The organism is Arcticibacter tournemirensis (assembly GCF_006716645.1).
GTDB classification, from domain to species: Bacteria; Bacteroidota; Bacteroidia; order Sphingobacteriales; family Sphingobacteriaceae; genus Arcticibacter; species Arcticibacter tournemirensis.
Genome location: NZ_VFPL01000001.1, coordinates 2969590 through 2985451 on the forward strand (window position 1 = coordinate 2969590; position 15862 = coordinate 2985451).

Below are 15862 nucleotides of genomic sequence, written 5' to 3' on the forward strand. Positions count from 1 at the left end.
AAAGATAATCATGAAAAAATATATGTATGCGCTTGTGCTGAGTTTATTTGCGTCCGGAACAATTGCCCAGGGTTACCGGCAAAGAATGTTGTCGGCGATCGATCTGGGGTCTTACTCCGATCTCTTCACCTGTAACAGCACAAAGAATACCGGGGATTATACAAACGACTACACTCACCTTGAGTATAATTACTCGACGGGCGAATATTATAACAATGATCCGCCAGCAAGGGATATCTTTTATAGACTGACAATTACTACAAAGTCGATGGACCTGTATATTAGCAATAACGGAAGTTCATTTACGGCAGGCTCGGTTATCTATTTGCTTGACGCTACAGGAAAAGAGTTATGGTACTATAGATCTTATAGTCAGAATGACAGGAACTCCTTTGTATATCCTGTCCAGCCAGGGACATATTACATTGTTACTGAAGCTATCACTTACGAGGGAAGCACGAACGATATAGGGCTAATTAAAACCAGCGTTGAAGGTAAAGCGAGGAGAACAGGAGAGGATTTTTTCTATCCGGCTGGCCTGGGTACGTTCAGTTCAAATTTCACTGCCTCACATACAATTGGTCCTGATGACATCAGACAGTATAAATGTGACTTTAAAGATGGTTCCGAATTAGATGCCTATAGCGACAGGCGCGATCTTGTACACCAGTTCACCATTACTAAACCCATGGATATAAGTCTCGACAATATCGGATCGGTGAGGATTGAATCAATGAGTACGGCTTACATGAAGATTATTTCAGCATTGGGGGATACTATCAGGGAACAATCAATTGACAATTTTTACTATTCTAACCGAAAGTTCAATTACGAACTTGCTGCAGGAACTTATACGGTCTATTCCAAGTTCACAATGGGGCAGTATAGCGACGCCAAATACGTGCTGAATCTTACAGGCAAGGACCTATTACCCGGTTCATCACCATTAAGTCCGATTGATATAGGCAGTAAACAAGCCAGCTTTACCTATAGTCAAACCCAAAATACCAGTTTGTTCAGCAGAAGCAAGGTTGTTACGAAGTCGGGAAATGAAGTTTTTTATAAATTGACATTGACGGTCCCGATGGAAATAACAGTGGATAACTGTGGTTCAGCGGTCGCGGACACTTATCTACAAGTGCAATCCGAGGATAAGAATCAATACTATACCAACGATACGTATACCGGCAGCGGGGCTTGCGCGAATACGCAAAATGCATACATTAAAATTCTGGCACTGTTACCCGGGACTTACTATATCGTCTCTGATGGCGCACAGAACGGTAATATAACTACTACTATTAAAGGAACTACCCTTGGCGCTATGGGCGACAAACTGATCACAGCCATTGATGCAGGAACGCACGAAGTTGGATTTAATTTTACAGATACGAAGAATACGGCTTCAGAATTCACGAATCAATTTGCAGGGAAACTTACGAACGACGTATACTATAAATTTACTCTTACAGACTCGATGGATATCACGGTGAGCCACTGCGGATCTGCCACCCCAGATACCTATATGAGCATTCTGAATGCAGGTGGTACAGTGGTGTACACTAACGACAACTATACAGGAGAGGGAAAGTGTACAAATACCGGAAACGCAGTGATAAAAGTCAGCAAAATGCCTAAAGGGGTTTACTATGTTGTTTCTGAAGGAAATTCACAGAACGGCCTTATCACGACTACCATTGAAGGAAGTAGCGCCTACGGTAATATCCATACCACCAAAGGGCAGCCACACGTCATCACTCTTACTCCCACTGTAGAAGCGGGTAATCTTGAAATCCTTGATGCGAAGCAATTACACCGAAATGTTCAGTATTTTGATTATTTCGGGTATCCAACGGTGAACATAGAGCTTGATGTAGCTCCGTTGGGCGGCGACCGGGTAACACTTCAGGAAACGGATGGCCTTTTCAGGAAGTCAAAAGGCTGGTTGCCTATAGCTAAAAATACAAATGGAGGAGTATTCTTGACCCCTGAAGAGATCAAACAGGCGGCTAAAATAACGACGACCTATGGAATCGATCAGCGTCCCTACAGCCAGACGATCTATGACGGATCTCCTCTGGACCTCGTTGTGGAGCAATTCGGACCGGGTAATGACTGGTTTAGTAATGGCCGTTCCGTGAAAACCGACCGGTGGGCGAACTTCGGTACATCTGGCATATTATCTTGTGCCAGGTATACGTTGGGTGGAACCTATACTGCTCCGACGCTCATAAAGACCGGTTATTATGCCGACTACGAACTATATGTAACCAGAACAACAGACGAGGACAATCACGTGGGTTATGAATTTAAAGACAAGGCGGGGCGTATGCTCCTTTCGCGCAGGATGAACGGAGCGACACCGCATGATACGTATTACGTTTATGACGACTATGGCAACCTGACTTTCGTTATACCTCCGCTTGCTTCGGATATACTGACGGCCACCAATACCGCATGGGATGAAGCGACATCAGCCGTCAAGAACTACGCCTATATGTACAAATACGATGGCTATAACCGCTGCATTTTTAAAAAACTGCCAGGTGCCGAACCCGTTTATTCCATCTACGATAAAGCCGACCGCCTGATCTATACCCAGGATGGCGAACAAAGGGCCAAGCCGACACCCGAATGGACGTTTACCATACCGGACGCATTCGGGCGTGCAGCATTAAGCGGCAGGTGCGTCAACAGCCTGAACTACCTGGCAAACCCTCTTGGCGATATACTGGTAAAAGCGGAATACACAGGGGGAACGAACGCATCCATGGGGTATACCGTTTCAGGCGTAACCCTGGCAAATCCGATAGTCTTATCAGCTAACTATTACGATAACTATGCATTTCTGAACACCAATGGCATAAACGATGGGGCTTATCTTCCTGAAGCCGGCTTCGGCACACCGTATCCTGGTTCAAAAGGTTTGCTGACCGGCACCCTGATCGCACAGCTGGAACCCGGTGGAGCGGTCAGCAGCGACTATCTCTATTCGGTTAAGTATTACGATAATCGTGGCCGGGTCATACAGGTAGCTGAAAAAGTGACTAGCGGGACAAGCCGGTTGAACACTAACTATGATTTCGCAGGTAATCCCTTGCTGGTGAAGGAGAGGCAGTCTGTCCATGGCCTGCAGACGGATATTCAAACTGCCTATACCTATGATCACGCAGGACGGCGCTTGTCTGAAAAAGTAAGCGTGAATGGCGTTGAACAGGCAGCCATCACCTATACCCACGATGAGGTGGGTCGTCTGGCAAGTCAGAAATATGCAAAAGGCACGTGGTCCACTACCGAAACGATGGGCTATAACATCCGGAGCTGGCTGACGGAAAAAGCAAGTCCCTATTTCTCCATGCAGCTCCGTTACAATAATGTCCTATTGCCTGCTTCCAAAAAGAATTACGGAGGGGGAATCAGTGAGTGGACATGGCAGCACAGCGGTGGCACTAATAATATGTATAGTCTGCAATACGACGATGCAGACAGGCTTACCGGTGCGCGACAGTATGTAGCCAGTGGTTCTAGCTGGGCTAGTGCGCCAAGTCATTACAGTGAAAACGGGATCAGCTATGACAAAAACGGCAACATCCTGACCCTGCAGCGATCGGCCGGAGGAAACACGATCGACAACCTGACCTACAACTATGACGGTAACCGGTTGTCGGCGTTGACTGAATCGGTCGCCTCGCCGGGTGCTGCGGATATCCTAATACAGGGAAGCAGCCCTCAGGGAACGTATAATTACAACGCCAACGGCAACATGGTATACGACAGCCGGAAAAACTCGACATACGGCTATAATATCCTTAACTTAACCGACATGGTGAAGCAGGGCCAAACCGTAAAAGCGACCTATAAGTGGTCCGCTACTGGGGCGAAGCTCAGCGTACGCGATGGAACAGGAACCAACGGGTTAGACTATGCAGGTTCAGTAGTATATGCAAAGAGCGCCTCGGGCATGACTGTAGATGCTATTCACTTCGATCATGGAGTGATCAGGAAGCAAGCCGACGGGTATATGGTAAACTATTTCCTCAATGACCATCTGGGAAGTACCCGCGTGGTTGTCGATGGTAATGGAACATTACTTGAGAGAAACGATTACTATCCTTTTGGAGCCAGACACAAGAGGAACGATTATCTTGCCAGTGACAATAGGTACAAGTATAACGGCAAGGAGGAGCAGGTGGTAGGAGATGTTGGGTTCCTGGATTACGGAGCAAGAATGTACGATGCGACGATTGGGAGGTGGAATGTGGTGGATCCCTTGGCTGAGAAAAGTAGAAGATATTCCTTTTACGTCTATGGTAATGATAATCCTATTCGGTTTATCGACCCTGATGGAAAGGCAGTAATCAATATAAATGGAGGCGTGACATATACCGGGGAAGATGCAAAACTAGCATTCGCTGCCTATAAAAGAGCTAATGAAAACGGAGATTTTAAAATACATTTTGTGAAAGAAATGGACACTCCCAATATTTATCGACATACCTTAAATTCATTTAGATTAGGCAAACCTCAAGTATTGCATTATGATTCAGATAAAAAAAGAAGGACAAAGCGTCGTTATCAAGCTACCCAAAGTTATTTACCCAAACCGGGTATGCAGAGGGATGAATATCCCTACGCATCGACATTTGAAGGAGGGGCTGGCGCCAATGTCGCTTATGTCCCATCTATCGAGAACAGCAGGCAAGGACAGTCCTTAGCAAATTTATATAGTGACATGAATCAAGGGGAGGCATTTCTAGTACTCCCTGTACCCAAAGGCAAAGAGCCGGATGCCTCTCCCGATCCAGTACCGGTTCCTTTTCCCGTTCCAGTGCTCAGAGCAACACCTAAAGCAGTGCCATCTTTATTGAATAGGATTTTAATGCGTGTCTTGCCCATGCCAATTCTGAATTTGCCTGAATATCAGCAAGTAAATCAAGATAATAACAATGAAGGATAGACGTGATATCACATTTGAAAATTCCGGTTTTACACTTGTTAATTCTTTTTATTAATAACTGTCATAATACTAAAATGAGTAATAATATTAAATACAAACTTGATTTTTATACAGAATACAACCAGTTTTATATCGTTGATAAAAACGTCGGACCAGATTTAGAATCATCCGGCCTTTGGACGGACATTTCAGTATTTGAACGATTGGGGATCGCGGAGGGAACCGTAGGAGTTTACACAGAGTGTTATGGACCGGTTAAAGGAGACTTGGAGTTATTAAAGGAATCTAGAAAGGAGGTTGATTATAAAAAATATGATCATATTGTAGAGTGTGGATTGAACATCTCTTCGGGATTCTTACAGATATTAGATTGCCCCACATCTAGAGTGCAATTAGAATTGAAAGTACCATCTGGGAAATACGCCGTGCGTGTTTATTCTTTGAATTTAGGCAGTGTGAAAGGGGATGAAGGAGAAGATTTTTATAAGATAGAAATGTGGCCTGAAAAAAAGATTATGAATCCTAAAGTCCTTAAGCAATATAGGCCTTAGCATATCTTAAATAAGCTTTTTCCCTTGCATTCAAAGAGATGTTTTGCAGAATCGATGGTGTACGAAGTTGACGAATCGAATAGGATCAATGTCATCTGCAATTTGATACGGTGAGGTTATAAGGGAGCGATACATAAAAGAAATGATTACCTGGCCAGTGATAATAGGCATAAGTGCAAAGATGTAGTAAGAAATACTACCAGTTTATAAAATTATACAATGAAGATGTTGAAAAACGTTAATGGGGAATTAGTAATAAACCTTAATCACAATATACTGTATTTGATTTATGTATTGCTGTTCGGTATGCTTTTATCGTGCAGTGGGCCGAGCCCAGTTTATGTAGTTTCAAAAGAGGACAGCCTTAATATTAAAAAGAATACTGACCAATCCGGAGTGGTATTGATGCCTCCTAAAGTTAAATATGCTGTCTATACATTTCTCGTCGATTCTACTGATAATGTTTATTTTTATTCTTTTCCTGAAGAAAAGCCAAGTGTAGGAGTTTCTGATGATGAAGAACCGGAGTTTATAGGATTGATGCCTAATCATGTTTTTTGTATTCCCAATGGATCAGAAAGGATTTTTTTTGAAACAAATGTATTATTTCAAAAAGGTTCAAGGCGGATTAAAGATGTAATATTAGCTTCTTTTAAAGATACAATTAGTATTGACTTTCTTAAATATTTAAAATCCATATCATCTGATAAATCTAACAGGGTTTCTTTTGCGATTAGGTTGGCACTTCCCGAAGAAAGAGATGTTCTAAAACATAAAATCAACGGAATATACTACGAACCTAGGAAGTAAGACAATATGAACACATGCAAGATTCTATGATCTGACAATTGAAAGTGTAATGCGATAGGAGGGGAAGCTCAGAAGGAGGAAAATATAGTCCGGTTCTGAAAGCTCAACGGAGCGGTAACCCGCGGTTTCGACTATGCAGGTTCAGTGGTATATGTTAAGAACGCCTCGGGCGCCAATGTAGATGCTATTCATTTTGACCATGGAGTGATTAGAAAGCAGGCCGACGGGTACATGGTGAACTATTTCCTCAATGACCATCAGGGCAGTACCCGCGTCGTGGTAGACGGCAATGACGCAGTGCTGGAGAAAAACGATTACTATCTGTTCGGGGCGAGACATGAGAGAAATGATTACCTGGCCAGTGACAACCGCTACAAGTACAACAGTAAGGAAGAACAGATAGTGGGCGATGTGGGGTTTCTGGATTACGGAGCAAGGATGTATGATGCGGAGATAGCAAGGTGGAATGCGGTTGATCCATTGGCGGAGAAGGGTTTCAGACTTAGTCCGTACGTTTATTGTAACAATAATCCAATCAGATTTCTAGATCCAGACGGAAGATGGTTTGACGATGATAATGAAGAAACAGCTGAAGAGCTTGAAAAGAAAATCGATAAGCGTACGAAGAAGTTACTCAAACAAATCGCGCGTTTAGAAAAAAACGGGAAGGATGTAGGAGATCGCCGAGAGAGAATTAGCGAGTTAAATAAATCAAAATCTGATATTGCTGCAATGAGAGATGATAAAGTTCATGAATTCCGATACGCTTTAACTCCAGATAACAGGCCTTTAACAACGCCTCAAAACGATGGTAGTGTTGTTACGATGTATCATGATGGTACAACGGGTTCAATGCTTCACGAAACCAGACACGGAGGACAGGTAGTGACAGGAGAAATAAATTTTGTTAAGGCGAGCGATGGAGCGTGGATACCTGGGAGTGAGTATGGGGTAAATGACGAAATGAGTTCTTATAAAGCTCAATATTCTTATAATGGTTCGTTAGACTATGAAATACATGCTGGAGTTATTGATCCGAAGTTTTTTCCCGTATTATTACAATTTGGGGGACAAAGCTTGGCAAGGAGAAGTATAACAAATATAAATCAAATTACTCCCGCTGTAATTAATAGCATGGGAGAAGGTTCAATATTTGTTGGGCAAAAATATGTTTATCCGGCTCAGTTCATAAAACCGAAACAATGGAACTCAAACTAGTCATGCGGAAAGCGTCTATATTTATATCATCTTCATTGATGCTTGTGTTGATCTCTTGTGGTTCTGAAAAAATAATAATTTCACATTGGTATGGATTTTCAGACTCTCCATCGCGAAGTATTCAATTGGCTTTTTCATCAGATTCAACCTTCAAACTCATAAATGCGGTTTCTGGAAATTTAGCCTTTTCTGTATCGGGGCAGTGGAGAAAAATTGATCACCGGACGTTTATACTTATTAATCCCAATGCAAAAGTTCATGGAGCAGCAGGTCCGCAAGCATATAAAACAGAGGAGAATATAGATGAAATTCTTGCTAGTACAGATCATCGTTATATATTCCCCAGCATAGGGATTGATACGATCGTCTTTTCAGAGCATTATAAAAGATTTGATTTAAAGGGATACCCGTTTGTTATAGGTAGAAGAATTAAATCCAATTGATGATTATGTTGCTTCCTACCACTGAATAGTGAATGCTATATGACGCCTGCAAAACGATTACTATCCGTTCTGAGCGAGACATAAGAAATGGAAAATAAGATCAAACTTCAACAAATATTGATGTGCTTGTTGGGACTAATCGCAGCGTGTGGAACGTATAGAGAGAATTGGAAAAAGCAATTGCATTATCTTAGGTTGACAGAATTAACAGTTACTCATTCTCTCCAACAGCATATAGAATTGCGCGATTCTCATAAAGTAAAATATGCTGATGACGAATTCTTTTTACAAGACGACCGTGAAATCATGGAGCGATTAGGCTATAGCGAACGTCAAAAGACAGCAGTCATTAAGGAGTATCTTTTATTTCAAGGATGTCGAAGTAAAAGTAATAAGCAATATGCGTTTCATATCGGAACCACTGAAAACCGACTTATGAGAGCCCATGACAGTATCACCTTTTCAGTGGAAGTTGAAGCTCTTTACTCATTGAGTATCTTGCTTCTTAAACATAATGTTAGAATAAGCCCGGTTTTAATAAATAAAACCACCGGACGTGTCTGTAATTACAACAGAATGGAAATGGACGAAATTTACAGCTTATACAGAAAGTGGTTTGTTATTTTTGAGCAAAATAAATTTAAAAGGTTTGTATGGCCTTTGAAGAATTCAAACTATGGGTGGCTGGGCGAAAGTGATGCTCCCTTGGAATTGGTCTCAACGTTGTGATCAGAGCTCTTTGGGAAGGCCTTGCCGAGTTGAAAGGGCAGCGATCGCCTGGCAAACCAAAAATATGCAAGGGATCCTGGTCGACTGCCCGAGACGATGGGGTCAGCTCAACTCCGCCAACGCCCTTTCCTCTGGCTCCACCGGGCGTTGGCGGAGGGATCAGTGAGTGGACATGGCAGCATAGCGGCGGCCCAATAATATGTACGGCTACAATACGACGATGCAGTCCGGTTTTCAATACTAAAATATGAAGAACGTGATTTATGTAAAACTGCTTGAAGAAGGAACAACCGTTTTTAGGCCCGTTCCAGCAGTAAAAGTGATGGGAAATGTATATCGAATAGAAAGTGAAGATAGTTACAATCCTGAGAATGAAACATGGGAATTTCTCCCGGGAAGTCTGGCTAAAGTAACTGAGGTTTTTTTTGGTGGCAAACCAGCGCTGCTGCAACTCAGCTTTATGCCTAACCCATAAAATGTACAAATACCGTCTAAAAGTATCTGTAATTTAGGAAATTCAGATATCGGTATCGATAACGGTAGTGGAAATAACTAATTTCACCCTTGGCTTTTGTGATACAGGTGAAAAGGAGCTCTGGTCCACAAGTGATAGCGGGAAGATGTGGTATGGTGTTAAATTATGTGGCAATGATGTATGAGGCGTGGATTGAGAAGTGTTACTCAATTGAATTGAAGTTGGTTTAGGAGTAGGCTCTGGAAATAGAATAGCGAGACTGGAGGCATCTGCTACAATTGTGATGAATTCAGATAAGGGCGTTCAATTAAAAGCACATCTAGCCGCAGGAGTTAAGGGATTGGGAGAAGCCTCCACAGAAACAAGGATCTACAAGGATAACCAGGGTGAGACCGTTACAGAGACGAAGAATGAAGTATCCGAGAAGGGCATAAAGGTGTTACCAGAGATTAAAGATGAAATATCCGTACAACAAGGCCCAGCTTCGGCAAAGATAACGTCAGAAACTGGGAATATACTTGCAGACGCTTATAATCAAATGAAGGAAGCGGTTGTCTCAGCTGTAAAGAAAGCTATGGAACATCAAAAGATTGAACAGAATGAATAAAGAACGTAATTGGTTATTAGTTATTATTAATGTTTTTCTGCTGCTTACATCTGTAAGTAATTTATCTATCGTTTTTTTAGCAGTTTTAACACACGATGTAGGAGGTTTCGTTGAAATATTGCTAATACTGTTGCTGGCCGCAGTTGCTATTGTAACTGCGGCCATTAATGGTTACCTGTTATTCAATAAAGATATTAGACTGATCAAAATAACTGCGACGCTTTGCTTTGTTGAAGTTTTTCACGTCTTTACAAATGGCTTTTTCTACAAGGTTACCAACGGACCGGAGTATGTTGTTTTTCTATACGAAGATAAGTTAGGTCATCTACGTTTGGGAAAAACCTTTGATCCTTTAAATCTTGAAGTAATGATGAAATTCAAGGAATCGGATGCCATGTTATATGGAGTTAACGTAATACCTTTAGCGCTTTTTGTTGTGTTGATGTATATTATTGTCAGAGAAACAAGACTTAATCGAGTTAAGCTTAATTGACTTGTCCTTAAGGTATCAATTTACGATATAAGACTTAACTGCTCCTGTGAATAAACATCGTTATCATAAATAAAATTCGCACCAGTCTGATAAGTTAAGTAGCACATAGTGCAGTGCTCCAACAATACTTGCGATATTCTTTGCCGGAAGTTTTGGCCTGTATTGCTTTTTCCATTTTGCAAAACGTTGCTGATAAGTACACCCGATCGGAATGGGGCTTTGGGCGTTTTGATTTAAGATAACGTGGTCACGGCCTTCGATAGATGTGACCTTGTCTAAGTTGATCAGGTAAGCTTTGTTTATTCTTTCAAACTGCGCCGGTAATTTATCCGCAATGGCTTTCAGGGTCATGTGAGATGTAAAGTGCTTATTGCCTTCGGTATATATCTGGAGGTAATTCCCCAGGGACTTGATATAGATGATATCGGAGAACTTTATAAGTACCGTCAGCGTGCCGCCAGCACTTCTGAAATTTGTTCTGATAATAATATAATTGTCGGCTTCTTCTGAATCGTTCTGAACGGAAATGCTGCTGCCGTCTCCCTTCGTTTGCCGGGCTGTTAACGCTGGATAGTCGGCGTTTGCAGAATTAGGTGAAGGATTACTCACAGGATTGTAAAACCGCATTTTGGGATCTCCTTGCACTCTTCCCGAAGTAAATACGAGCATAGACGATTGCCGCAACATGGATAGTTTTTCCTCGTCTACATGGATAAGATCTTCATCGATAAACACCATGTCCGGCTTTTTAACCAGTATCTGATTGTACGCAGCTCCGAGATCGGTAGATGAACCGAGGAATTCAACTGATAAGAAAGGTGGGATACTTGCAGTAAGGTAGTTTACTGTAGAACTGTCTCCTAGGATATAATAATTAAGCACTGTGATAGATTTAAAGGTAAATCATATAGGTTACTGCAACTAAGATAATTTTTTTTTTGAGTGATCTTCAATAATTCTATATGTAACATTTTTGTTGCAAAAATATTCGAAATAGCTCGTTCTGTTCTTATTTGTGATTATTTTTTTGATTCATCACCGAAAAGTACTCATTCGTGTAAATTATCTTTTTCATATCAGTTACGATCTTTAGATTTAAGGCTATAATACTTGTCAATTTTATGAAAAGGAACATTTGCGCAAAAAAAGTCGCTGCCTACACCTTAACCGAGATCCTTATCGTTCTGGTGATCATCGGAATCCTGGTTCTTCTTGCACTACCTAACCTGATGCCGTTGATAACGAAAGCCAAAAGTACAGAGGCAAAACTTCAGCTGGAGCATGTGCATACGCTGGAAAAAAACTACTTCTTCGAGAAATCAAAATATACTTCCGATCTGAATGAGATTGGTTTTGTGCAGGAGAAACTGACTACCGACGGAAAAGACGGAAGGGCAAATTATCGTATCGAAATTGTAACATCCGGCCCTGCGGCTTTTGTGGCGAGGGCTACTGCGGTGGCCGACTTTAACGGTAACGGTACTTACAATGTGTGGGAGATCGATCAGGATAAAAACCTGAAAGAGGTAACGGCCGACTAGATGTTGATTAAAACACTGCTTATGACCTGCCTTTTATTCATCTTTTATCAGGATATGCGCTACCGGGCGGTCTCCTGGTTTGCTTTCCCGCTCTTGCTGGTTTTGCTGGTATATATTTCTGCCGGAAGTGCACCAGTGGAATCATTACTTATGGATCGCGTGTTTAATCTTTCTTTCCTTCTGCTTCAACTAGGTATCCTGACAGTTTACTTTTCGGTTAAACAGCGAAAGATAGTGAATATCACAAGAGGGCTTTTAGGATGGGGCGACATTCTGTTCCTTCTCTGCCTGGCTTTTTATCTTTCGCCGGTTAACTACGTTGTGTTTTATGTGGGAAGCCTGATTGTTGCGCTTCTAATTTCCCTGCTGTCCCTAATGAAAAACGAGCCGGCTAAAAATAAGGTGCCTCTTGCGGGCGTGCAGGCTTTGCTATTTGCAGGGCTCGCCCTGGCCGACTGGAACTCGACATTGTTTAACTTAACCTCTGATAACTGGTATCTGAACTTTATTACTTTATGAATTCCCTAAACGAAATCACCATTCCTCCCGACGCTGTTCACCTGCTTAGCAGGGAGCAGGCCTGGCATTACGGAATCCTGCCCAAGGAGCAGAAAGAAGATCAACTGGTATTCTATTGCAGCGAGCAGGCGGATGAATATGCTCTCTCTTCTGAACTCGAAATTATACTGGGTAAGGCAGTGTCACTTGAAAAAATCAGTAAAGATGAAGTAAACAGGTTATTGTCCACTTACTATTTCAGGGAACAAAGCCGCAGTGATGTGAAAGTAGCCGGTTTTATTACAGGAGGAAACGAATTTCTGGAGAACCTGATCGGCGAGGCGAAGGGATTAAAGAGTAGTGATATCCATATCGAAAGGTATGAGCATAAGTGCAGGGTCCGCGTGAGGATAGATGGCATGATGGTAGAGCGTTATCTCCTGCCAAAAGAGGAGTACCCGGCGCTGGTGAATAAGATCAAGATTATGGCCAACCTGGACATCGCCGAAAAACGGCTTCCGCAGGATGGACGTATTCATTATAAAAGCAGCGACGAAGCTTTCGACATCCGCGTATCGGTATTACCTACCCTGCACGGTGAGAAGGTGGTACTCCGTCTGCTGAATAACAGTGCGACGAATATCGACCTGAACAGCCTTGGACTTTCGGCGTTCGACCTGGAAAACTATCTTCAGGGTGTAAAGAGACCGAACGGTATCCTGCTGATCAGCGGTCCCACGGGATCGGGGAAAACTACCACACTGTATGCAACACTGAAATTACTGAACAAAGAAACCCGTAATATTCTCACCATAGAAGACCCTGTAGAGTATACTCTGGAGGGCATTAACCAGGTGCAGCTGAAGGAAAGCATCGGACTGACGTTTGCGTCGGCGCTCCGAACCTTCCTCAGGCAAGATCCGGATGTGATTATGGTGGGCGAAATACGGGATACAGAAACCGCTAATATGGCCATACGGGCAGCGCTGACGGGTCACCTTGTCTTATCAACGATCCACACCAATTCAGCCTGGGGAACTGTCTCCAGGCTGATGGATATGGGTATTCCGGGTTTCCTGGTTGCCAATACCCTCAACACAACGGTGGCTCAGCGTCTGGTGCGGCTTCTTTGTCCATCTTGCAAACAGAAAGCTAAAGCATCACCGGGGATGTATCCTAAACAGTTCAGGCCTTTTTACGCTGTGGACGAGCATTATACTGCCCGCGGATGTGAGGAATGCTATTTTACCGGGTACCGGGGCCGGAAGGCTGTATATGAGGTAATACCGGTTGATCAGGAGCTGTCGGTGGAGATCAAACAGGGGAATATGGTAATTGATCAGCTGCTTAAGGAACGAGGAATTAAAACGCTGGCGGAAAACGCTTTCGGGCTGTTTGCCGCTGGTGAAACGTCTATAGAAGAGATATATCCATTATTATTTAGTTATTGATGAGAAACCTTTACGTGAAGAAATGGGGAAGGGCGGGGATCTGTTTCCTGTTATTGATTTTGCTGGGAAATTCTGTGGCTCTGGCGCAGCAGAATAGCCAGCCTGAGCGGATGCGCCTGATAGAAGAGCGACTGAAGTCGCTCGCCGGTACTGTGCCGGGAATGAATCAGAAAGTGCAGCTTTCAATGTCGGGAGCTTCGGCGCAGGAGTTTCTTCGTGCGCTTGCGCAATCCAATAATCTCAATATTAATATTGATCCGCAGCTCAGCTTTAAGGTCTATAATAACTTTACGAATGAAACGGCTCATAATGTGCTGCTCTTTCTGGCGAAAGAGCATAACCTGGATATCAGTGTGATCGGCTCGATCATGTCGGTCACGGCCGTTCCTGAAGCGCGGCTGGCACTTCCTCCGCGTGAGATCAGGGTTCGGTATAATGGGCAGGGCAATACCTTGAGCCTGGAGCTTAACAATGATTCGCTGGGGCAGGTAGCACGGAAGATTACACAGCTGAGTCAGAAGAACCTCGTTGTTCCGGTGCCGCTGCTTAATAAAACGGTAACCGCTTTTTTCGCTGATGCGCCCTTTGATGTTGCTCTTGAGAAGCTGGCCTATGCCAATAGTCTGAAGCTGACAAAAACAGCCGACAACGTTTATATTTTCGAAGGGCTGGGAGAAAATGAAGAACTCTTTATTAATGGTGAAAAGCAGACAGACGTACGCCGGAACCTGAGGCCCTCTCAGGGCGGGGGGGCAGGAGGCGGAGCTTTTGCCATCTATGGGAAAAGCTCGGCAGCTGGAAAATTGCTGAGTGTGGATGCTGCCAATGCCTCTATTATCGACCTTGTGAAATCTGCATCAGCAGAAGCCGGGATTAACTATTTTATCTATTCGGATATCCGGGGAAACATTACCACCAAAGTGAAAGACATCACTTTTAATGGTTTTCTAAGCTCCATGTTCCAGGGGACGGAGTATACCTTCCGGGAGGAAAACGGGGTTTACCTGATTGGAGAACGGCGCCTGGAGGGGCTCCGCACAAATAAGGTGATCCAGCTGCAATACCGCTCGGTGGATACGGTACAGGCAATGATCCCAACAGAATGGCGCAAAGGGGTGGAGATAAAAGAGTTCAGGGAACAGAATACGCTGCTTTTATCAGGTTCGTCGCCGCAGATCACGGAGATTGAGAATTATATCAAACAAATAGACCGGCTGGTGCCGATGGTGCTGATCGAGGTGATCCTGATGGATGTTCGCAAAGGGAAAACGGTAAGTACGGGGATTAAGGCGGCGGTTTCTGACAGCGTACCTAAAAGCGGAGGTACTATCTTCCCGGGTATAGATTATACATTCGGAGCGAAATCAATCAACGATTTCCTTTCGCGTTTAGGGAAGAATAACTCCATTAACCTGGGCCGCGTTACTCCTAACTTTTATCTGAAATTAAGCGCTCTCGAAGCAAATAATAATGCCGAAGTAAGGCAGGTTCCGAAGCTTTCTACCTTGAATGGGCATACGGCCAAGCTTAGTATTGGCAGTACGCGTTACTACAGTACTAAAACGCAGAATGTGTTGGGTTCTTTTACACCTCAGACGGTGGTAACGGAACAGTTTACCCCCGTTAAGGCCGATTTAAGCATCGATATCCGTCCGATCGTTTCGGGTGATGACCAGGTAACATTGAATATCAGCGTGGATATATCCGACTTTATTGGCAATCCGCCCCTGAATGCTCCGCCGCCGACTTCCACCAGTAAGTTCGAATCGATCATCAGGGCGCGAAATGAAGATATGATCGTACTAGGGGGACTGGAACGTACGGAGAACAGTGATTCGGGGTCGGGAGTGCCCTTTCTTTCCCGGATACCGGTATTGAAATGGTTTTTCAGTAGTCGCGAGAAGACAACGAGTAAGGTAGTGACGGTGGTGTTTATCAAGCCGACGATAAGTTACTAGGGACTAGTATCAAGTGGCTAGTATCAAGTATCAAGACGAGAGTGCTAAGTATTTAGTAGAAGTGTCAAGACGAGAGTAGTTTGCAAAAATATAATAGTAGTTTAATAAAAGAGCTGACGACTGATAGCCGA

Annotated in this window: 14 protein-coding genes; 13 read left to right on the forward strand and 1 reads right to left on the reverse strand. The window is 43.4% G+C overall.

Features of this window, described 5'->3' with window-relative positions:
- The first annotated feature begins 10 nt into the window (after positions 1-10).
- The 9 genes from BDE36_RS12535 to BDE36_RS12575 all read left to right on the forward strand — a co-directional run bounded on the left by BDE36_RS12535 (position 11) and on the right by BDE36_RS12575 (position 10283).
- On the forward strand, positions 11-4957 hold the full coding sequence (locus BDE36_RS12535; protein ID WP_141815138.1) for a DUF6443 domain-containing protein: 4947 nt from the start codon (positions 11-13) through the stop codon (positions 4955-4957).
- 74 nt (positions 4958-5031) lie between these two features.
- Complete coding sequence (locus tag BDE36_RS12540; RefSeq protein ID WP_141815139.1) at positions 5032-5508, forward strand: hypothetical protein; 477 nt, start codon at positions 5032-5034, stop codon at positions 5506-5508.
- A 219-nt stretch (positions 5509-5727) separates the two neighbouring features.
- Positions 5728-6318 (forward strand): hypothetical protein, encoded by a 591-nt coding sequence (locus BDE36_RS12545; RefSeq protein WP_141815140.1) that lies wholly within the window; start codon positions 5728-5730, stop codon positions 6316-6318.
- Between the two features lie 144 nt (positions 6319-6462).
- Positions 6463-7536 carry an RHS repeat domain-containing protein gene (locus BDE36_RS12550; RefSeq protein WP_141815141.1) on the forward strand — a complete coding sequence of 358 codons (1074 nt, stop codon included), beginning with the start codon at positions 6463-6465 and terminating at the stop codon, positions 7534-7536.
- Positions 7521-7979, forward strand: a complete 459-nt coding sequence (locus BDE36_RS12555) for a hypothetical protein (protein WP_141815142.1) — start codon at positions 7521-7523, stop codon at positions 7977-7979. The genes BDE36_RS12550 and BDE36_RS12555 overlap by 16 nt, the downstream gene beginning before the upstream one ends.
- 87 nt (positions 7980-8066) lie before the next feature.
- Complete coding sequence (locus BDE36_RS12560) at positions 8067-8708, forward strand: hypothetical protein (RefSeq protein ID WP_141815143.1); 642 nt, start codon at positions 8067-8069, stop codon at positions 8706-8708.
- Between the two features lie 247 nt (positions 8709-8955).
- A complete protein-coding gene (locus BDE36_RS12565) occupies positions 8956-9183 on the forward strand; it encodes a hypothetical protein (RefSeq protein WP_141815144.1) in 228 nt (75 codons plus the stop codon).
- A gap of 283 nt (positions 9184-9466) precedes the next feature.
- Positions 9467-9790 (forward strand): hypothetical protein, encoded by a 324-nt coding sequence (locus BDE36_RS12570; RefSeq protein WP_141815145.1) that lies wholly within the window; start codon positions 9467-9469, stop codon positions 9788-9790.
- Positions 9783-10283: a hypothetical protein gene (locus BDE36_RS12575; protein WP_141815146.1), complete on the forward strand. Its 501-nt coding sequence runs from the start codon at positions 9783-9785 to the stop codon at positions 10281-10283. Before BDE36_RS12570 ends, BDE36_RS12575 begins: the two co-directional genes overlap by 8 nt.
- 63 nt (positions 10284-10346) lie before the next feature.
- Here the strand turns inward: BDE36_RS12575 and BDE36_RS12580 are convergent, their stop codons facing one another.
- Complete coding sequence (locus tag BDE36_RS12580) at positions 10347-11165, reverse strand: response regulator transcription factor (protein ID WP_141815147.1); 819 nt, start codon at positions 11163-11165, stop codon at positions 10347-10349.
- Positions 11166-11404: 239 nt separating this feature from the next.
- Between BDE36_RS12580 and BDE36_RS12585 the strand changes: the two genes are divergently transcribed.
- The 4 genes from BDE36_RS12585 to BDE36_RS12600 are packed head-to-tail and all read left to right on the forward strand — an operon-like array spanning position 11405 to position 15731.
- Positions 11405-11824 carry a prepilin-type N-terminal cleavage/methylation domain-containing protein gene (locus BDE36_RS12585; protein WP_141815148.1) on the forward strand — a complete coding sequence of 140 codons (420 nt, stop codon included), beginning with the start codon at positions 11405-11407 and terminating at the stop codon, positions 11822-11824.
- 21 nt (positions 11825-11845) lie between these two features.
- The gene (locus BDE36_RS12590) at positions 11846-12343 is read left to right on the forward strand and encodes a hypothetical protein (RefSeq protein ID WP_141815149.1); all 498 of its coding nucleotides are present in this window, start codon (positions 11846-11848) and stop codon (positions 12341-12343) included.
- Entirely contained in the window at positions 12340-13773 is a 1434-nt protein-coding gene (locus BDE36_RS12595) for a GspE/PulE family protein (protein ID WP_141815150.1), read from the forward strand. The genes BDE36_RS12590 and BDE36_RS12595 overlap by 4 nt, the downstream gene beginning before the upstream one ends.
- Entirely contained in the window at positions 13773-15731 is a 1959-nt protein-coding gene (locus tag BDE36_RS12600) for a type II secretion system protein GspD (RefSeq protein WP_141815151.1), read from the forward strand. The genes BDE36_RS12595 and BDE36_RS12600 overlap by 1 nt, the downstream gene beginning before the upstream one ends.
- Positions 15732-15862 lie beyond the last annotated feature (131 nt).